Annotated in this window: 15 protein-coding genes; 4 read left to right on the top strand and 11 right to left on the bottom strand. The window is 64.5% G+C overall.

Annotation, left to right across the window (positions count from 1 at the left end; genetic code table 11):
- The 5 genes from K7W03_RS01275 to K7W03_RS01255 are packed head-to-tail and all read right to left on the bottom strand — an operon-like array spanning nt 1 to nt 4610.
- Complete coding sequence (locus K7W03_RS01275) at nt 1-1089, bottom strand: LLM class flavin-dependent oxidoreductase (RefSeq protein WP_222885312.1); 1089 nt, start codon at nt 1087-1089, stop codon at nt 1-3.
- Between the two features lie 17 nt (nt 1090-1106).
- The gene (locus K7W03_RS01270; RefSeq protein ID WP_222885311.1) at nt 1107-2369 is read right to left on the bottom strand and encodes a rhodanese-like domain-containing protein; all 1263 of its coding nucleotides are present in this window, start codon (nt 2367-2369) and stop codon (nt 1107-1109) included.
- Nucleotides 2366-2992, bottom strand: a complete 627-nt coding sequence (locus tag K7W03_RS01265; RefSeq protein ID WP_226869604.1) for a cysteine dioxygenase — start codon at nt 2990-2992, stop codon at nt 2366-2368. The genes K7W03_RS01270 and K7W03_RS01265 overlap by 4 nt, the downstream gene beginning before the upstream one ends.
- Nucleotides 2989-3789 (bottom strand): ABC transporter ATP-binding protein, encoded by an 801-nt coding sequence (locus tag K7W03_RS01260; RefSeq protein WP_044661067.1) that lies wholly within the window; start codon nt 3787-3789, stop codon nt 2989-2991. Before K7W03_RS01260 ends, K7W03_RS01265 begins: the two co-directional genes overlap by 4 nt.
- A gap of 2 nt (nt 3790-3791) precedes the next feature.
- Entirely contained in the window at nt 3792-4610 is an 819-nt protein-coding gene (locus K7W03_RS01255; RefSeq protein ID WP_061936147.1) for an ABC transporter permease, read from the bottom strand.
- 290 nt (nt 4611-4900) lie between these two features.
- On the opposite strand from K7W03_RS01255, the gene K7W03_RS01250 reads away from it, so the two are divergent.
- Nucleotides 4901-5737: a LysR substrate-binding domain-containing protein gene (locus tag K7W03_RS01250; protein ID WP_025549479.1), complete on the top strand. Its 837-nt coding sequence runs from the start codon at nt 4901-4903 to the stop codon at nt 5735-5737.
- 216 nt (nt 5738-5953) lie between these two features.
- Here the strand turns inward: K7W03_RS01250 and K7W03_RS01245 are convergent, their stop codons facing one another.
- The gene (locus K7W03_RS01245) at nt 5954-6901 is read right to left on the bottom strand and encodes a D-isomer specific 2-hydroxyacid dehydrogenase family protein (RefSeq protein WP_025549478.1); all 948 of its coding nucleotides are present in this window, start codon (nt 6899-6901) and stop codon (nt 5954-5956) included.
- A 122-nt stretch (nt 6902-7023) separates the two neighbouring features.
- On the opposite strand from K7W03_RS01245, the gene K7W03_RS01240 reads away from it, so the two are divergent.
- Nucleotides 7024-7191 carry a hypothetical protein gene (locus K7W03_RS01240; RefSeq protein WP_222885310.1) on the top strand — a complete coding sequence of 56 codons (168 nt, stop codon included), beginning with the start codon at nt 7024-7026 and terminating at the stop codon, nt 7189-7191.
- A 37-nt stretch (nt 7192-7228) separates the two neighbouring features.
- Here K7W03_RS01240 and K7W03_RS01235 read toward each other — a convergent pair whose 3' ends face one another.
- Nucleotides 7229-7537, bottom strand: coding sequence for a hypothetical protein (locus K7W03_RS01235; RefSeq protein ID WP_222885309.1), 309 nt, complete (start codon nt 7535-7537; stop codon nt 7229-7231).
- 16 nt (nt 7538-7553) lie between these two features.
- Here K7W03_RS01235 and K7W03_RS01230 point away from each other — a divergent pair, with 16 nt between their 5' ends.
- On the top strand, nt 7554-8696 hold the full coding sequence (locus K7W03_RS01230; RefSeq protein WP_319024279.1) for an acyl-CoA dehydrogenase family protein: 1143 nt from the start codon (nt 7554-7556) through the stop codon (nt 8694-8696).
- 31 nt (nt 8697-8727) lie between these two features.
- Here K7W03_RS01230 and K7W03_RS01225 read toward each other — a convergent pair whose 3' ends face one another.
- Genes K7W03_RS01225 through K7W03_RS01210 form a run of 4 tightly spaced genes read right to left on the bottom strand, consistent with a single transcriptional unit; the run spans nt 8728 to nt 13124 of the window.
- Nucleotides 8728-10233, bottom strand: a complete 1506-nt coding sequence (locus K7W03_RS01225; protein WP_222885307.1) for a CRTAC1 family protein — start codon at nt 10231-10233, stop codon at nt 8728-8730.
- A gap of 23 nt (nt 10234-10256) precedes the next feature.
- A complete protein-coding gene (locus tag K7W03_RS01220; RefSeq protein ID WP_048575957.1) occupies nt 10257-11558 on the bottom strand; it encodes an MFS transporter in 1302 nt (433 codons plus the stop codon).
- 38 nt (nt 11559-11596) lie between these two features.
- Nucleotides 11597-12571: a FecR family protein gene (locus K7W03_RS01215; RefSeq protein ID WP_222885306.1), complete on the bottom strand. Its 975-nt coding sequence runs from the start codon at nt 12569-12571 to the stop codon at nt 11597-11599.
- The gene (locus K7W03_RS01210) at nt 12531-13124 is read right to left on the bottom strand and encodes an RNA polymerase sigma factor (RefSeq protein WP_319024274.1); all 594 of its coding nucleotides are present in this window, start codon (nt 13122-13124) and stop codon (nt 12531-12533) included. Before K7W03_RS01210 ends, K7W03_RS01215 begins: the two co-directional genes overlap by 41 nt.
- A 181-nt stretch (nt 13125-13305) precedes the next feature.
- On the opposite strand from K7W03_RS01210, the gene K7W03_RS01205 reads away from it, so the two are divergent.
- Entirely contained in the window at nt 13306-16134 is a 2829-nt protein-coding gene (locus K7W03_RS01205; protein ID WP_222885305.1) for a TonB-dependent receptor, read from the top strand.
- Nucleotides 16135-16196: the final 62 nt, after the last annotated feature.

Below are 16196 nucleotides of genomic sequence, written 5' to 3'. Positions count from 1 at the left end.
TCAGCCCGCCAGCGCCAGTTCGGCCTTTTCGCGCTCGGCCACCTTGCGCCGCACGACGGGGAGCAGTTCCCGGCCATAGAGGATGGAATCCGCCAGCGGATCGAAGCCGCGGATCAGGAAATGGTCGATGCCGACGTCATAATAATCGAGCATGGCGTCGGCCACCTGCTCGGGCGTGCCGACCAGCCCCGTGCTGTTGCCCGATGCGCCGGTCAGCGCGGCGACGCCGGTCCATAGCCGCTTGTCGCGCCGGTTCGCGCTGGCGGTTTCAAGCAGGCGGAGCGACCCCGCATTGGGCGGGCGGTGGCCGGTCAGCGGCAGCCCGGCGGCGTTGCGGTTCTCACGCACCTGCTCCTCGATCTCCGCCGCGCGCTTCCACGCCGCTTCCTCCGTATCCGCGATCACCGGGCGCAGCGACAGCGAGAAGCCGGGATCGCGGCCATAGCGCACCGCCGAGCGGCGCACCTGCCGAACGGTGTCCTGCACCGCCTCCAGCGTTTCGCCCCAAAGAGCATAGACATCGGCATGGCGCCCCGCGACCTCGATCGCCTCGGGCGACGAACCGCCGAAGAAGACCGGCAGATTATCGGGCTTGACGGCGCTGAACGCCTGCTTGACGTCGTAGAACCTGCCCTGATGGTCGAAGGGCTGGGCCGCTGTCCATTCCTGCCGCAGGATCGACAGATATTCGTCGGTGCGGGCGTAGCGTTCCGCCTTCACGCTTCTGGTGTCGCCGTCCCGCGCCATTTCCTCGTCGGCACCGCCGGTGATGATGTGGACGGCGACGCGGCCGCCCGACAATTGATCCAGCGTCGCCAGTTGGCGCGCCGCGACGGTGGGCTGGGTGAAGCCGGGCCGGTGCGCGACCAGAAAGCCCAGGGTCGAAGTAATCGCCGCCGCATGGGCCGCGACGATCTGGCTTTCCGGGCTGTTGGAGCTGAAGGGTATCAGCACGCGGTCGAAGCCGCCCTCCTCCTGCGCCTTCGCCGCCGCTTCGACATAATCCCTGTCGAGCGCGCGGCTGCGCACCGCCGACTGGATTTCGGAGCTGTTGTTGAAGCCGATATAGCCGATGAACTTGACGCTCATGATCGTTTCCTTCCCGATCAGATCACGAAGAAGCCGTGGGTGCCGTCGCGCTCCAATTGGGCGACGAGGCCATATTCCCAGTCGAGATAGGCCTGCATGGCGGCGGCCTTGTTGTCGGTGCCTTCATAAGGGCGCTTGTAGCGGCCCTCCGGCCCGCGCGGGCCGGGCGCGCCGTCCGGCCCCTTCTCCAGCGTCACGGCGGACCAGTCGACGTCGAGCACGAAGACCTCCCACCCCAGTTGCGCGAGCCAGGAGGCGGTCATGTCGGCGCGGGGACCGAGGTCGTCGGTGACGACGATGCGCGCGCCGCGCACCGGGGCATTATGGTCGGTTTCCTGCACCAACTGGCCGCCCTGCGCGTTGCGGAAGCCGGGGAGATGGCCGCCCTCATATTCGCGCGGCTGGCGCACGTCAAAGAGATAGAGGGTGCGGGCCCTGTCCGCCTTCAGCTCCTCCAGTTCGTCCCAGCCGATGCGCTTCACCCCGGCGCGATAAGCGACATCGCGGGCATGGGCGCGAGCCTCCTCCGCCGAGCGATTGTCCACCTCCGGCGCGACGCGGGTCTGGCCGGTCTCCAGATCCTGCCCGGCCAGCGTCCAGCCGATCGTGCCGTTGCGCAGCGCGAAGATGCGGTTGGGCAGGCCGGCATTGACCAGCGACTGCGTGCCGATGATCGACCGCGTCCGGCCAGCGCAGTTGACGATGATCGTCGTATCGGGATCGGGCGCGATGGTCCGGGCGCGCAGCACCAGTTCGGCGCCGGGCACGCTGGTGCCGGTCGGAATGCTCATCGTGTTATATTCGTCGTAGCGGCGGGCATCGAGGATCGCGATGTCGGCCTTTTCCCGGATCAGCGCCTGTACCTCCTCCGCCGCCAGCGAGGGCGTATGGCGACGATGTTCGACCAGTTCGCCAAAGGCCTTGGAATAGCTGTTCACATCCTCGAACAGCTCATAGCCCGCCTCGCGCCAGCCGGTGAGGCCGCCTTCCAGTTCGCGGACGTCGGTATAGCCCAGCCCCTCGAACCGCACGGCCGCCTTGCGCGCAAGACCTTCGCCATTGTCATAGACGACGATCGGCGTGTCGAGCCGGGGGATGCGCCAGCGCGCTTCCTCGTCGATACGGCGCAGCGGAATCTGGGCCGCGAAGAGGGGGTGGCCCTGCGCGAATTCATGCTCCTCGCGCACGTCGATCAGGGCGATCTCGCTGCCCACCAGCAGGGCGCGGCGAATATCCTGCGGCGTGGCAGTCTGAATACGGTCCAGCGTATCGGTGGTCATGCGTTTCTCGATCTGTCCCAGAGGTTGGGGATCACGCCGTTGGCGTAACCCGATATGAAGGTCTTGGGCGTGCCGTCGGCGGCATAGGTCGCCCGCTCGACCGCGCCGATATTGGCGCCGTAGACATGGATGCTGATCGACGGCCGGTCGGGCAGGCCATTGGTCACGCGATGAATGTCGCCGATGCGGGGGGAGACGGCGTCGACTTCGCCCTCCCGCAGAAATTGTTCGCCGTGCGGGATCAGCCGGCCATCGGGCGACTGGCGGAAGCGCTCGACCTTTTCCGCGCCGCGCAGCACGCCGACCAGGCCCCAGACGGTATGATCATGGATCGGGGTCGACTGGCCCGGCCCCCAGACGAAGCTGACGACGCTGAACCGTTCCCGGCTGTCGCAATGGAGCAGATATTGCTGATAGCGATCCGGATGCGGGCAGGTGAATTGCTCCGGCAGCCAGTCGTCCCTGGCGATCAGGCGGCTCAGCAGGGCGCGTCCGCTTTCCAATATCGCCCCTTCATCGCGGGTCGCCGCCAGCAGGTCGGCAAAGGCGGTGACGAAGCCGCGCAGGCGACCGATGTCCGCGGCGCCCTCGACGGGTCGTTGCAGGGTCGAGACAGCGTTCATTCGGCTGCCTCGGCAATAGGCGCGAAAGGAACGACGCCCTCGCCATGATCCTCGCCACCGAGATAGGAGAGCAGTTTTTCGCGCAGCCGCCCGGAAATAGCGGAGCGTTCGCCGCGCGGAACCGCGATCCGCTCCTGCGCGACGATGCGCCCCTTGTCGAGCACCAGCACCCGGTCGGCCAGCGCGATCGCCTCCTCCACATCATGGGTCACGATCAGCACGGCGGGCCGGTGCGCGCGCCAGAGCGACAGGACGAGGTCGTGCATGCGATAACGGGTCAGCGCGTCGAGGGCGGCGAAGGGCTCGTCGAGCAGCAGCAGCTTGGGTTCGCGCACCAGAGCGCGGGCGAGCGCGACGCGTTGCGCCTCCCCGCCGGAGAGCGTCAGCGGCCAGGCGTCGAGCCGATGACCAAGGCCGACCTCCTTGAGCGCGGCTTCGCTGCGGTCGCGCACCCGGTCGCCCTTGAGGCCCAGGGCGACATTCTTCCATACCGGCTTCCAGGGCAGCAGCCGCGCATCCTGGAACACCACGGCGCGGGAATCGGGGACTTCCACATCCTGACCCCGCACCTCGTCCAGCCCGGCGAGGGTCCGCAGCAGGGTGGTCTTGCCCGAACCCGAACGACCCAGCAGCGCGATGAACTCGCCGGGCGCGATGTCGAGGTCCAGGCCGTCGATGATCGTGTTGGGGCCGAAACGTCGGGTGAAATCGCGCAGCCTCACCACCGGTTCGGGATGCGGAATATCGCTGTGGCCGGCGGCGCTTTGCAGGGCGGTGAATCCGAGACGGGCGTCCATGCTTATTGCTCCACTATGCTGGGGCGCCAGATCAGGGCGCGGGCTTCGACGGTGCGGACCAGCCAGTCGGCGCCAAGGCCGAGAATGGCATAGACCATGAGGCAGACGACGATGATGTCGGTCCGCATGAAATCGCGGGCATTGTTGATGAGATAGCCGAGCCCGGCCGAGGCGTTGATCTGCTCCGCCACGACCAGGACCAATATGGCCACGGACAGGGCGTAGCGCAGCCCGACCAGCAGCGAAGGCAAGGCGGAAGGCAGGACGACGTGCCAGATCTGCTCCCAACGGCTGAGGCCGAAGCTTTTCGCCGCATCCAGCAGGCGCAGGTCGACGCCGCGGATGCCGCTGTAGAGATTGAGATAGACCGGAAAGACCGCCGCGAAGGCGATGAGCGCGATCTTGGGCGTTTCCCCGATCCCGAACCAGACGATGAAAAGCGGCGTGAGCGCCAGCACGGGAATGGTCCGCTTGATCTGCATCAGCGGGTCGACCGCCAGCTCTCCGGTGCGGGACAGTCCGGCGACCAGACCGAGGGCGAGGCCAAGCCCCACCCCGATCAGCAGGCCGACGGCGACTCGGGCGAAGGACACCAGCAGGTTCGAGGGCAGTTCGCCCGACAGCAGCATCTCCACCAGCGTCCCGATGACGGCCGAGGGCGCGGCCAGCGTGCGTTCGGGAATCAGGCCGCTGCGTGACCCCAATTCCCACAGCAGCAGCAAGAGGACGGGCGAAAGCCAGCGTCCGCCGAAGCGCGCCAGGGAAAATTTCTGCACCCCGCCATGCGCATGGCCGCGCCTGTCCGCCGTCAAAACCGTCATCAACTCGCCCTCTCGATAGGTGAGGGAAAGCCCAACATGAATTCTCTACTGTTTCAATTAAGTTTTAATTGGCCGACCTATGAGCAGCGCTCATTCGAACCGGTTGAACCTGAATCGGACGCGTTCGGCCGCAGAAAATGGCGGGTTTGCGCGTCCGGATCGTTGTGGCCAAGATTTTTATGCCCTCTTTAAATCTCTACTATTTTGATTGATATATAAGTCTTCGCGATAAGGCTGCGACTCCGTTCCCGGCTTCGGATCGGCTGTGCTTCCCTTGCTATGAGGTTTTCATGCCGGTCAATCTGCCTACCAATCTGCTCCGCAGCTTCGTCGCCATCGTGGACACGGGGTCGATGCTGAACGCGTCGGAGCAGGTGTTCGTGACCCAGTCCGCGCTCAGCCTCCAGATCAAGCGGCTGGAGGAACTGGTGCAGCAGACCCTGTTCCTGCGGGAAGGTCGGCGGCTGAACCTGACCTCTGCCGGGGAAGTGCTGCTCGATTATGCGCGGCGGGTGCTGATGCTGCATGACGAGGCGGTCGCGGCGGTCAGCGCAGGCCGTTTCGCCGGCCCGGCGCGCATCGGCATGGTGCAGGATTTCGCGGACAGCCTGCTCAGCGGACTGCTGTCGCGCTTTTCCGAACTGCATCCCGATGCGCAAATCTATGCGCGGGTCGCCGGCACGGCGGAGTTGCAGACATTGCTCGACCGGCGCGAGCTGGACATCCTGCTGGGTTTCGCCGCGCCCAACGATCCGCATGCGGTGACGGTCGCGCCGATGAGCTGGTATGGCGAGGCCGCGCTGGCGGAGCGGGAGGTGATCCCGCTCGCCGTGCTGGAGGAACCTTGCCGTTTCCGGGAGGCGGCGATCCGGGCGCTGGAGGATAGCGGGCTGCAATGGCGGATCGCGGTGGAGACGCCCAATCTGGCGACGCTGAAGGCGGCGGTGGGGGCTGGCCTGGGCATTACCTGCCGCACGCATCTGTTCCTGGAGAACGACCAGGTGCTGGAGCATGACGGCCTGCCGCAACTCCCGCGCGTCGCCGCGATCCTGCGGGCTGGGGAAAAACTGGACAAGGCGGCGCATCGGCTGGCCGAATTGGCGCGGGAAACGGTGCAGACGCTGTAGCGCGGTTTCGGATCCGATTGACCGGATCGCAGCTTTCGGCCTGTCGTTGTCGTTATGGATTGCCCAGTCATTGCCTGGAAATCGCCTTGGCGCGCCGGACGGCAAATTGTCGCCGGCCATCGCCGCCGCCGAACCGCCATGCCGAAACCGGTTCAGCATGACGATGATGATATGTTCGACGGCATCGCTCCGGATCGGTCCTGATGCGGCTCCTTCCTAATAGCCACGTGCCGGGTCGACGATGTCGCTGGGCTTTTCGCCGCGGATGAAGCGGGACAGATCGTCGTTCACCTTCTCCAGCAAGCGGTGGCGGATCAGGCTGTAGTTGCTGGAGATATGCGGCGTCAGCCGTACGCGCGGATGGGTGTAGAGTGCATGCCCCTCGGGCAGCGGCTCCGGATCGGTGACGTCCAGCGTTGCGAAACCCAGCCGCTCGCTGTCCAGCGCATCGATAAGCGCCTCCTGATCGATCACCGAGCCCCGCGCTATGTTGATGAGATGCGCGCCGGGCTTGATCCGGGCGAACAGGGCTTCGTTGAAGAGGTGGCGGGTCTCCGGCGTTCCGGGCACGGCGATGACGATATGATCCGCCTCCGCCGCCAGCGTTTCCAGGTCGCGGACATGCTGCACGCCGCTGATGCCTGATTGCGCGCCGCTTCGCCGCAGGCCGATGACCTGCGCGCCCAGCGCCAGGCCGCGCCGCGCCACCGCTGCGCCGATCGCGCCCAGCCCGACGATGCCGATGGTCGTCCCGGATACGCGGCCCAGCGGGCGAGGAACCCACTGATCGCGCGAACGGGCAGTCGCCGCCTCCAGATTCTTGGCATGGGCATAGATGGCGGCGATCACATAGTCCGCGATCTCCTCCGATGCGACGCCGCGACCGCAGGTGACGAGCGGGGCGTCCAGCAGCCAGCCGGGGTAGAAATCCACCCCGGCCGAGGCGCTATAGACCCATTTGAGCCGCCCCGGCCATATTTTCGGCCGGGCCTCCTGAGTGGATCGCCGCCAGGCAAGGGAAGGCCGCACCAGCAATATGTCCGCCTCGTTCGCGGCGGTCCACGGTTCATCCTCCGCCACGTCGATCAGGGTCGGGGCAGACGGGTGCAGGCCAAGGCTGCGGTTGAAATCGGGTTCCAACTGGCTGGCGATGATCAAGGACATGTCAGTTCCCCGGCACGGCGACTCTTGCCGAAGGGTCCGTGTTCCAGCACGGCCTGCCGCGCAAGTTGCTCATGAATGCCGTGCGGCCGGCCCGGCGCTCGGGCGGGCGATACAGGATAAGGATGGGTCGTCATTTTGAAATCGCGATAGAAGTTGCGATGAACATGCTCGCTTGCTCCAGCCAAGATGTTCCTGCCTCCAAAGCCGATGTCGGCATGGCAGGTTCAAGGATCGGCATAGGGAATATACCTGGCTGCCGGCGCTCACATCTGAATTTTTCTCAAGCATGAACTCGAGAATTTAATGGCTCACCGGGGGCGACCGACTTCAGGCCGACACTTTATGGGGATTCCGATTATGGCTGGAGGAGAAGCCGGTGGGGAACATCAGGCGCCTGCCCCAATGAGAAAATGCGATATTGGGATTTATGATATAAAATTGACGCGCCCTTTTGTTGCGTCCATTGGCTTTCATGGTGGCTCGACAGGGTTGATCGCTCGCCTGATCGGAGATGTTGTCGAGTTCCGGCAGCGGGCGGAAGCGGCGAGGAAAGACGTCGATCAGCCATCGGCAATCGGTCCTTTTTTGATATAGCGCTGGGGAAATAATGGCGACAGCATCCGACTTGCGGCCCACTCCTGTCCCGGACGATGTGTTGGCCATTTTACGCGAGCGTTTCGCTGCAACCGCCGCCGACCATGATCGCGACGCTTCCTTTCCCTTTGCAAATTTCGCCGCCTTGCAAGAGCATGGATTATTGGCGCTGACGATTGCGCCCGAAAGAGGTGGCCGGGGCGCGGACCTTGCGGAGACCAGCCGAGTCGTGCGGGAGATTGCGAAGGGGGACCCCTCAACGGCGCTGGTCCTCATCATGCAGTATCTGACCCACGCCGGTATGCGCGGCAAGGACCGCTGGCCCGCACATCTGCGCCGCCGTGTCGAGGCCGAAGCAGTATCGCGGGGGGCGCTTTCCAATGCATTGCGTGTTGAGCCGGAACTGGGCACGCCCACGCGCGGCGGCCTGCCGGCCACCACGGGGAAGCGCGACGGGGAAGGCTGGCGGATTTCCGGTCACAAGCTCTTCTCCACCGGAAGCCCGATCCTGAGCTACATGATCGTCTGGGGCCGTACCGAGGGCGACGATCCGCTTGTCGGCTACTTCCTCGTGCCGGCAGGCAGCCCGGGCATACGCATAGAGGAAACCTGGAATCATGCGGGGATGCGCGCAAGCGGCAGCCACGACGTCATCCTGACCGATGTGGCGATTCCGTTCGACCACGCCGTCGACTTGCGGCGGCCGGAGGAATGGAACGAGGATAATTCGCTCCAGCTCGCATGGATGGTCGGCCTGCTCGGCAGCCTCTACGACGCGGTGGCGCAACAAGGGCGCAACTGGTTCGCGGAATTTGCGAGCAGCCGCATACCGACAAATCTGGGCGCGCCCCTATCCTCCCTTTATCGTTATCAGGAACTGCTGGGCCGCATTGACGCGCTTCTGCTGAACAACAGGATATTGCTGCAGGACCTGATCCGCCGTACCGATGAAGGGTCGCCGCCGTCCGCGTCGGACGCGCAACTCCTCAAATATCTCATCACCGGCAACGCCATCGATGCCGTCGCGCTGGCGGTGGAGGCCACCGGCAATCCCGGGCTTACCCGCAATAATCCGCTTGAGCGCCATTATCGCGACGTGCTGTGCAGCCGCGCCCATGCCCCGCAGAACGATTCGATCCTGACTTCTGCCGGACGCGCCGGTTTCAGTCGACAGGCGTCGCTGCGGAGGGGCGACAGGTGACGCCCCATCGCCCTTCCGGAACGGTCATGCGCTACCGTTCCCTGATCACGAGAGATTTGCCCAGATAGCGCGCCGGATTTACGTTACGCAGCGTCTGGACCTTGCGCCCATCGCGGGCCATCCAGGTGACTTCCACCTTCACTGCTTCCATCGACTTCAGGCCGAAATGCAGGGGCGCCGCATTTTCCGAATTATAGCCGTCGCCGGTCGAAAGCTGGCGCGTGGCGAGGATCTTGCCCGCCTTGTCATACAGGCGCACTTCCGCCCCCATGCGGGTAAAGCGCCCCTTCGCATCGAGTAGCGTGACGGACAGGCTGCGCTTGGCCGCCGCGCGATCCAGATCATTGTGGAACAGGAAATGTCCGCCCTGGCTGGTATAGCCGCGCATGACAGAGAGATCGAGCGCTCCATCCCGGTCATAATCGACCCACTGCACCCCATGGTCCCCGACGTTCAGCCCGGACTTTTCTGTCAGGACCTGGCGGAAGCCCCTGCCGCCTTCATTGTGGAACAGGCTGTCCCTGGGCTGCTGCTGATCGCGCGGGCCGTGGTAGGACGTGACATAAAGGTCGATGAAGCCGTCATTGTCATAGTCGCCCCAGGCGGCGCCGACGGCGTGATTGTCGATGGCGACACCCAATTCCTTCGCGACATTGGTGAAGCTGCCATCGCCATTATTATGATAGAGCGTATTGATGCCGTAATTGGGCACGAACAGGTCGAGAAAGCCGTCATTGTCATAGTCGCCGACGGCGCAGCCGACCCCGCCTTCCTCCTTCGACCGGCCCGGATTGTCCATGCCCAGTTGCGGGGCGACGTCGGTGAAGCTGCCATCGCCATTGTTGCGCCAGAGCGCGTCCGCCGCGCCCGACTGGTTGGCGAGGAAGACGTCGAGAAAACCGTCGCGATCATAGTCGAACCAGCAGGCGCCCACCGTGGGCCGCGGGTCGGATATGCCCGCACCCTGCGAAACCTGCACGAACCTGCCGCCATCGTTGCGGAACAGGCTGTTGGGACCGATGCGGTTGGCCGCATAGACGTCGAGGTCGCCGTCATTGTCATAATCGACCCAGCTCGTCTGACGCGCCGAACGGTTGGGGATGGTAAGGCCCAGTTCCGAGGCGACATTGGTGAATTTCCGTCCGCCCTCATTGTGGAAGACAAGGCTCATATCGCCCGGCATGGTGGCCCCGCCCAGCAGGTCGATCCACCCGTCGCCATCATAATCGCCCCATGCGACGCCCCGCATTTCCGGGCCGGAGGTCGGCAGGCCCAGTTCCGGTCCGACATTCACGAAGCGGCCTTTGTCGTTGCGGTATAGACGGATGTCGCCGCCCTTCAACGATACGGCCAGGTCGAGATCGCCGTCATTGTCGAAATCCGCCCAACTGTTGGACAGCGAACCGGCAATGGCGAAATCGGCGGTCTGGACGGAGGTGAACGGCGGTTCCGCCGGCGCCGGGTCTTGGGCGACGGCAGGCTGGCAGAGGATCATCGCCGGCAGGATATGGCACAGGGACGGGATCTTGGTCTTCATGGGGCTCCCCCTTCTTTCCACAGCTAGATGCGGCTGGTGTTGCGGGTATCGGGCATGCGCAGATAGACGATCAGCGAGACCCCGATCATGGCGGTGACATACCAGTAGAAGCCGCCCTCCATTCCGGCATGTTTCAGCCAGAGCGCGGCATATTCGGCCGTGCCGCCGAACAATGTGTTCGCCAGCGCATAGGGCAGCGCGACGCCCAGTGCGCGGATATTGGCCGGGAACAGTTCCGCCTTCACGATTGCGTTGATCGAGGTATAACCGGTGACGATGACCAGTCCCGCCAGCACCAGCAGGAACGCGCTGAAAGAGGAGGTCACCGTTTCCAGCGTCGTAAAGATCATCGTGGTGAACAGCACGCCGCCCGCCCCGAAGCCAATCAGCAAAGGCTTTCGCCCGATCCGGTCGGAAAGCCATCCGGCCATGGGTTGCAGCAGCATGTAGATGAACAGGGCCGAGGCCATGATGGCGGTCGCCGTCTGCCGGCCGAAGCCGGCGCTGTTCACCAGGAACTTCTGCATATAGGTGCTGTAGGCGTAGAAGGCGAGCGTACCGCCCGCCGTCAGCGCCATCACCAGCAGCACTTCGCGGGGATGGCGGCGAATGAGGTTCCATCCGCTCGATCGCGGCTGCTCCTCCACCGCCGCGCTCTGCTCGAACGCCTCGGTTTCCCTGAGACCCCGGCGCAGGCGATAGACGCCCACCGCCATCAGCCCGCCAATGACGAAGGGCACGCGCCAGCCCCAGCTTTCGAGCTGATGTTCCGTCAGGGCAAGCTGGAGCAGCAACAGCACGCAGAGGGCCAGCAACTGCCCCGCGATCAGCGTCACATATTGGAAGCTGGAAAAGAAGCCGCGCTGCCGCTGCTGCGCCATTTCGGAAAGATAGGTCGCGCTGGCGCCATATTCTCCGCCGATCGACAGCCCCTGCATCAGGCGCGCGAACAGCAGCAGCAGCGGCGCCATCACGCCGATCGATGCATAGCCGGGGATCGCCGCAATCATCAGCGAACCGCCCGCCATCAGCATGACCGACAGGGTCAGGCCTGCCTTCCGGCCCCTTCGGTCGGCATAGATGCCCATGACCCAGGCGCCGATGGGGCGCATCAGAAAGCCCACGGCAAAGATCGCCGCCGCGTTCAGCAGTTGCGCGGTGCTGTCGTCCGAAGGAAAGAAGACGGGGGCGAAATAGAGGGTGAAGGCAGAATAGACGTACCAGTCATACCATTCGATCAGATTGCCGATCGACCCGCCCAGGATGGAGCGCAGGCGGTCCTGCCTGGACAGGCTGGCCGGCTGGAGAGACGAAACATGTTCCATCCCTGCTGATACGGACGGCCCGCCGCCTTCTGCTAATGCTATTCGGCGGACACCAATATAATCGAGCTGTCGCTGCCGGGGACGGCGCGCACGCCGAAGCCGCTCTCCAGCGCCTGGACGAAATCCTGCGACCGGTCCAGCCGGAAGGCGCCGCCGATCCGCAGGCTGGCAATGGCGGGATCGCCAATCACCATGGGGTTGGAGCGATAGCGGTTGAACTCCCCCACCGCCTGCGCCAGCGTATCGCCATCGAATTCGACCATGCCTTCCTGCCAGGCGATCCGCTGCTTCATCTTGGCCGGCTCGAGATGGGTGACGGCAATGCTGCCGCTGCGCACGGCGGCGCTGCGTCCGCTGCCGATCCTGCGGACGGCGGAGCCTCCGTTGCGCACCGCCACCATGCCCTCGATCACCGTCAATTCGGTGACGTCGGGCCGCAGGCGCACGTTGAACATGGTTCCCACCGCACGGACCAGCGTGCCGTCGGCATTGACGATGAAAGGCCGCCTGGCGTCGTGGGCGACATCGAAGCGCGCCTCCCCCTTCAGCAATTTGATCGACCGGATGTCGTCCCGCAGGGCGACCTCGACCGAGCTGTTGGTGTTGAGGTGAACCAGCGATCCGTCCGCCAGCTTGACCGTGCGGGTCTCGCCCAGCGCCGTGCGATAGCGGTCGACCGCCCCCAGCAACCTGAGCGTCACTGTCGCCGCCACCCCTATCGATGCGGCGGCAGCGGCAAGGCCGACGAGCAGGCCCCGCCGCCCGATCAGCGGGACAGCGGCGTCCTCGGCGCCAGAATCCACCGATGGGACGGGGGCCGGTTGATCGTCCCCGCCGACAGGCAGTTCCTGCAACCGGCCGGTCAGTTCCCAGCCCGCCTCCGCCTTGGCGAAGGCGAAGCCGTGAGCGGGATCCTGCGCCACCCACGCATAGGCCTGGTCCCAGTCTTGCGCGGCGTCGCTTGCCCGCGCCTTAAGGTACAGACGAGCCGCTTCGGCCTCGATCGCCTGCATGTCCTCCGCGCTTCTGTAGCGACCAGCCAAATCCAGAACCCTCAAACTGCCCGATAGCCTGCATTATCTTCACGGCCGCCCGCGTCAAATGCTTGTCTACGGTAAAGACGGATAGCTCCATTTCCTCTGCTATGTCCTTGACCGATTTCCCGTGCACGCGGCGCAGGATGAAGGCCCGGCGGCATTGCAGCGGCAGCGTATCCAGAATGGCCTGCAGATGACGCAGTTCGTCACGCGCCTGCAGCGCTTCCTCCGTCGAATTGTCGGCCTGCAGCACGTCGAGTTCGGCCACCAGTTCGAGCGAGACGATCTTTTCCCGCCTGGCCTCGTCGATCAGAAGGTTGCGCGCGATCTGGAACAGAAAGGCCTTTCCGCTATGCGCGCGGTGGATGTCGCCGCTCGCATAGGCGCGGGTCATGCATTCCGCGACAAGATCGTCGACATCGTGGCTGCGCGATACGACCCTGCGCAGCCGCGAACGCAAGGCGCCTTCATGCGGCAGGATGGCCTGCTTGAACCAATCCAGCCTCGCCCTGATCGATTCCACGTCCACGCTTGTCCCCTGTTCCTGTCGATACCTCCCTACGCTTTCGTCTCTTTGGCGGCGCAGCGGTCTTCATTCGATAGAATGAGCCTCGACGTCACGAAAATGAGATATTTTCAAGCGTCGTTAGCAGAAACGCGATCGGCCTCCGTATCCACCACTGACAATGCAAATTTTCACAGGGGGTACGATGACGCAGAATTTTCGGAACCTGTCGTTGTGCGCAACGGCGGCGCTCATTGCATGGAGCGCGCAGTCAGCGACCGCCGCCGAACCGACGCAGTTCAAGATCCCGGCCCAATCGATGCAGACCGCGCTGACGCTCTTTGCCAAGCAGTCGGGCATCCAGCTTCTCTTTCCCTATGATCAGGTTGCCGGGCTGCACGCCCAGTCGGTGAATGGCAAGATGGCGCCCGACGTCGCGCTCCAGCGGCTGATCGCGGGGTCGGGCCTGAAGATCACATTGTCGAACAACAATGTCATGGCGCTGGCGCTGAGCGCCCGGGCGCAGAAGACACGCGCGGTAGAGGTCGCCAGCCTGGGCGTCACCGCCCTGCCCTTCGCCGTTCAGTCGGCCGGCGCAGGCCCTGCCCCTCAGGCCGGCGCCACGAGCACCGAAGAACCCGACGGTCCCGCCATCGTCGTCACCGGATCGCGCGGGCAGGCGCGCACCGTCACCGACAGCCCGACGCCGATCGACGTCATTTCCGGCGCGGACCTGACGCGGACGGGCAAGGCCGGCGTCTTCCAGGCGCTGAACACGCTGGTGCCATCCTTCAACCTGCCGGTGCGGGCCGGCGGCGCGACGTCCACGGTCATCGCGACCGGCGGTCTGCGCGGTCTCAATCCCGATCAGGCGCTGATCCTCGTCAACGGCAAGCGCCGCCACAAGACCTCGCTCATCAACGCGGTATCCACCCTCTACAACGGATCGGTCCCTTCGGACCTCGACATGATCCCGACCTCCGCCGTCGATCATATCGAGGTGCTGCGCGACGGTGCGGCGGCGCAATATGGCTCCGACGCCATTGCGGGCGTCATCAACATCATCCTGAAGGACGACGCCAAGGGCGGTTCCGCGAACGTCACCGCCGGCCAGAATTTCGACCGTTCCGACGGCGAACTGTACCAGGCGGACCTGAACTTCGGCATGAAGCTGGGCGACAGCGGCTTCGCCAACCTCTCCCTCAACCTCAAGAAGCAGGAGATGTCGAACCGGGCGCTGCCGCTGGCCGACTGTTCGGTGACGGCGACGACCACCTGCCTCTATCCGCTGATCGGCGGCCAGCTCGACCCGCGCGATGCCGCAGCCGTGGGCAAGGAGCGGATCGTGACCACCAGCTTCGGCGTCATGCCCTCCCGCAGCATCAATACCGCGCTCAACGCCGGCTACAACCTCGGCGGCGTCCAGCTCTATGCCTTCGGCACCTACAGCCAGCGGCGGTCGGACCTGTGGTATTCCTACCGCTATCCCAAGGACGTCAACAATGTGATGGCGATCTACCCCAATGGCTATCGCCCGCACGTCATGATCGACGAGGAGGATTTCGAATTCACCGTCGGCGCCAAGGGTGAACTGTCCGGATGGGACTGGGACTTTTCCACCGGCTACGGCCGCAACCGCGCCCGCCAGTCTTCCGAAGGCACGGTCAATCCCACGCTGGGCGCGCTCAGCCCCACCGAATTCTACATCGGCACGCTGAAGTCGTCGGAGTTCGTCACCTCGCTCGACCTGACGCGCGGCTTCGACGTCGGCGGCGGCAACCTCCAGGTGTCGGCCGGCGCGCAGCAGCGGCACGAGCGCTACCAGACCTTCGCGGGCGATCCGGCAAGCTATGCGGTCGGCACCTTCATCTCATCGGGCATGACGCCCGGCGCGCAGAGTTCCGCCGGCTTCCAGCCCAGCGACGCAGCCTATATGTCGCGCGACAACTATGCCGTCTATGGCGATGTCGCCTGGGACCCCAGCAAGGACATCACCATCGGCGCGGCTGCCCGGTTCGAGCATTATGACGACGGCAGCGGCAATACGCTGATCTGGAAGGTGAACGGCCGTTATGCCATCGCACCCTGGATCGCCCTGCGCGCAGCGGCGAATACCGGCTTCCGCGCGCCGGCGGTGGCGCAGCAGATCTATACCCAGACGACCAACCAGTTCCGCACCGTCAACGGCGTGAACAACGTCCTGCTTCAGATCAAGACGCTGGCGGTGGACGATCCGGCGGCGGTCGCGCTGGGCGCCAAGCCGCTGAAGCCCGAAAAATCGTTCAACATATCGGGCGGCGTTGTGCTGACCCCCTTGCCGAACTTCAACCTGACGATCGACGCCTATCAGATCGACGTCGACGACCGCATCACCATCACCAGCACGCTGACCGGCACGGCGGTTTCCAATATCCTGATCGCCAGCGGTATTCCTGCATCGCAGGCCAATACACTGTCGGCCCAATATTATACCAATGCCATCGACACCCGGACTCGCGGTATCGACATCGTCGCCTCATACAAACACAACCTGCTCGATGCGCTCGCCATGCAGTGGAACCTTGGCTACAACTACAACAAGACCAAGATCACCGACATCATCGACAACCCGCCGGAACTCAGCACGATCAGCTTCGAACTGTTCGACCGCGCCCGGCGCAGCAATATGACGACCAACCTGCCGCGCACGAAGCTGTCGATCAGCAATCTCGCGACGCTGGGCGATTTCACGCTCTCCTCCCGCCTGACGCGCTTCGGCAAGTTCCAGGTGTTGCAGAACGGCGTGACCAGCGGCGGCGTCACGACCTATCCGAACGACCGCAGCTATGGCGCGAAGTGGATCACGGACATGGAACTGGGCTGGCAGGTCACGCCGCTGGTCAACCTGGCCGTCGGCGCGAACAACCTGTTCAACGTCTATCCCGACGAAACCGGGCAGATCAGCGCCACGCTGGGCCAGGGCGCCTATCCCGGCACTTCGCCCATCGGCTTCACCGGCGGGTTCTATTATGCCCGTGTCGGACTGAACTTCTAACCCACAGGACCATGAAGCGCCGCCTTCCCGCAGAGGCGGCGCATTTTCCGCGATGACAGGAG

The organism is Sphingobium sp. PNB (assembly GCF_019873065.1).
Classification (GTDB): Bacteria; Pseudomonadota; Alphaproteobacteria; order Sphingomonadales; family Sphingomonadaceae; genus Sphingobium; species Sphingobium fuliginis.
The sequence above is the reverse complement of the archived record's forward strand: the minus strand, read 5'-3'. Positions and strand labels throughout refer to the sequence as shown.

Excerpts from the sequence above, each read along its gene's own strand:
- K7W03_RS01275 (WP_222885312.1), bottom strand. The coding sequence starts at position 1,089 with ATGAGCGTCAAGTTCATCGGCTATATCGGCTTCAACAACAGCTCCGAA.
- K7W03_RS01270 (WP_222885311.1), bottom strand. The coding sequence starts at position 2,369 with ATGACCACCGATACGCTGGACCGTATTCAGACTGCCACGCCGCAGGAT.
- K7W03_RS01265 (WP_226869604.1), bottom strand. The coding sequence starts at position 2,992 with ATGAACGCTGTCTCGACCCTGCAACGACCCGTCGAGGGCGCCGCGGAC.
- K7W03_RS01260 (WP_044661067.1), bottom strand. The coding sequence starts at position 3,789 with ATGGACGCCCGTCTCGGATTCACCGCCCTGCAAAGCGCCGCCGGCCAC.
- K7W03_RS01255 (WP_061936147.1), bottom strand. The coding sequence starts at position 4,610 with ATGACGGTTTTGACGGCGGACAGGCGCGGCCATGCGCATGGCGGGGTG.
- K7W03_RS01250 (WP_025549479.1), top strand. The coding sequence starts at position 4,901 with ATGCCGGTCAATCTGCCTACCAATCTGCTCCGCAGCTTCGTCGCCATC.
- K7W03_RS01245 (WP_025549478.1), bottom strand. The coding sequence starts at position 6,901 with ATGTCCTTGATCATCGCCAGCCAGTTGGAACCCGATTTCAACCGCAGC.
- K7W03_RS01240 (WP_222885310.1), top strand. The coding sequence starts at position 7,024 with ATGGGTCGTCATTTTGAAATCGCGATAGAAGTTGCGATGAACATGCTC.
- K7W03_RS01225 (WP_222885307.1), bottom strand. The coding sequence starts at position 10,233 with ATGAAGACCAAGATCCCGTCCCTGTGCCATATCCTGCCGGCGATGATC.
- K7W03_RS01220 (WP_048575957.1), bottom strand. The coding sequence starts at position 11,558 with ATGGAACATGTTTCGTCTCTCCAGCCGGCCAGCCTGTCCAGGCAGGAC.
- K7W03_RS01215 (WP_222885306.1), bottom strand. The coding sequence starts at position 12,571 with ATGCAGGCGATCGAGGCCGAAGCGGCTCGTCTGTACCTTAAGGCGCGG.
- K7W03_RS01205 (WP_222885305.1), top strand. The coding sequence starts at position 13,306 with ATGACGCAGAATTTTCGGAACCTGTCGTTGTGCGCAACGGCGGCGCTC.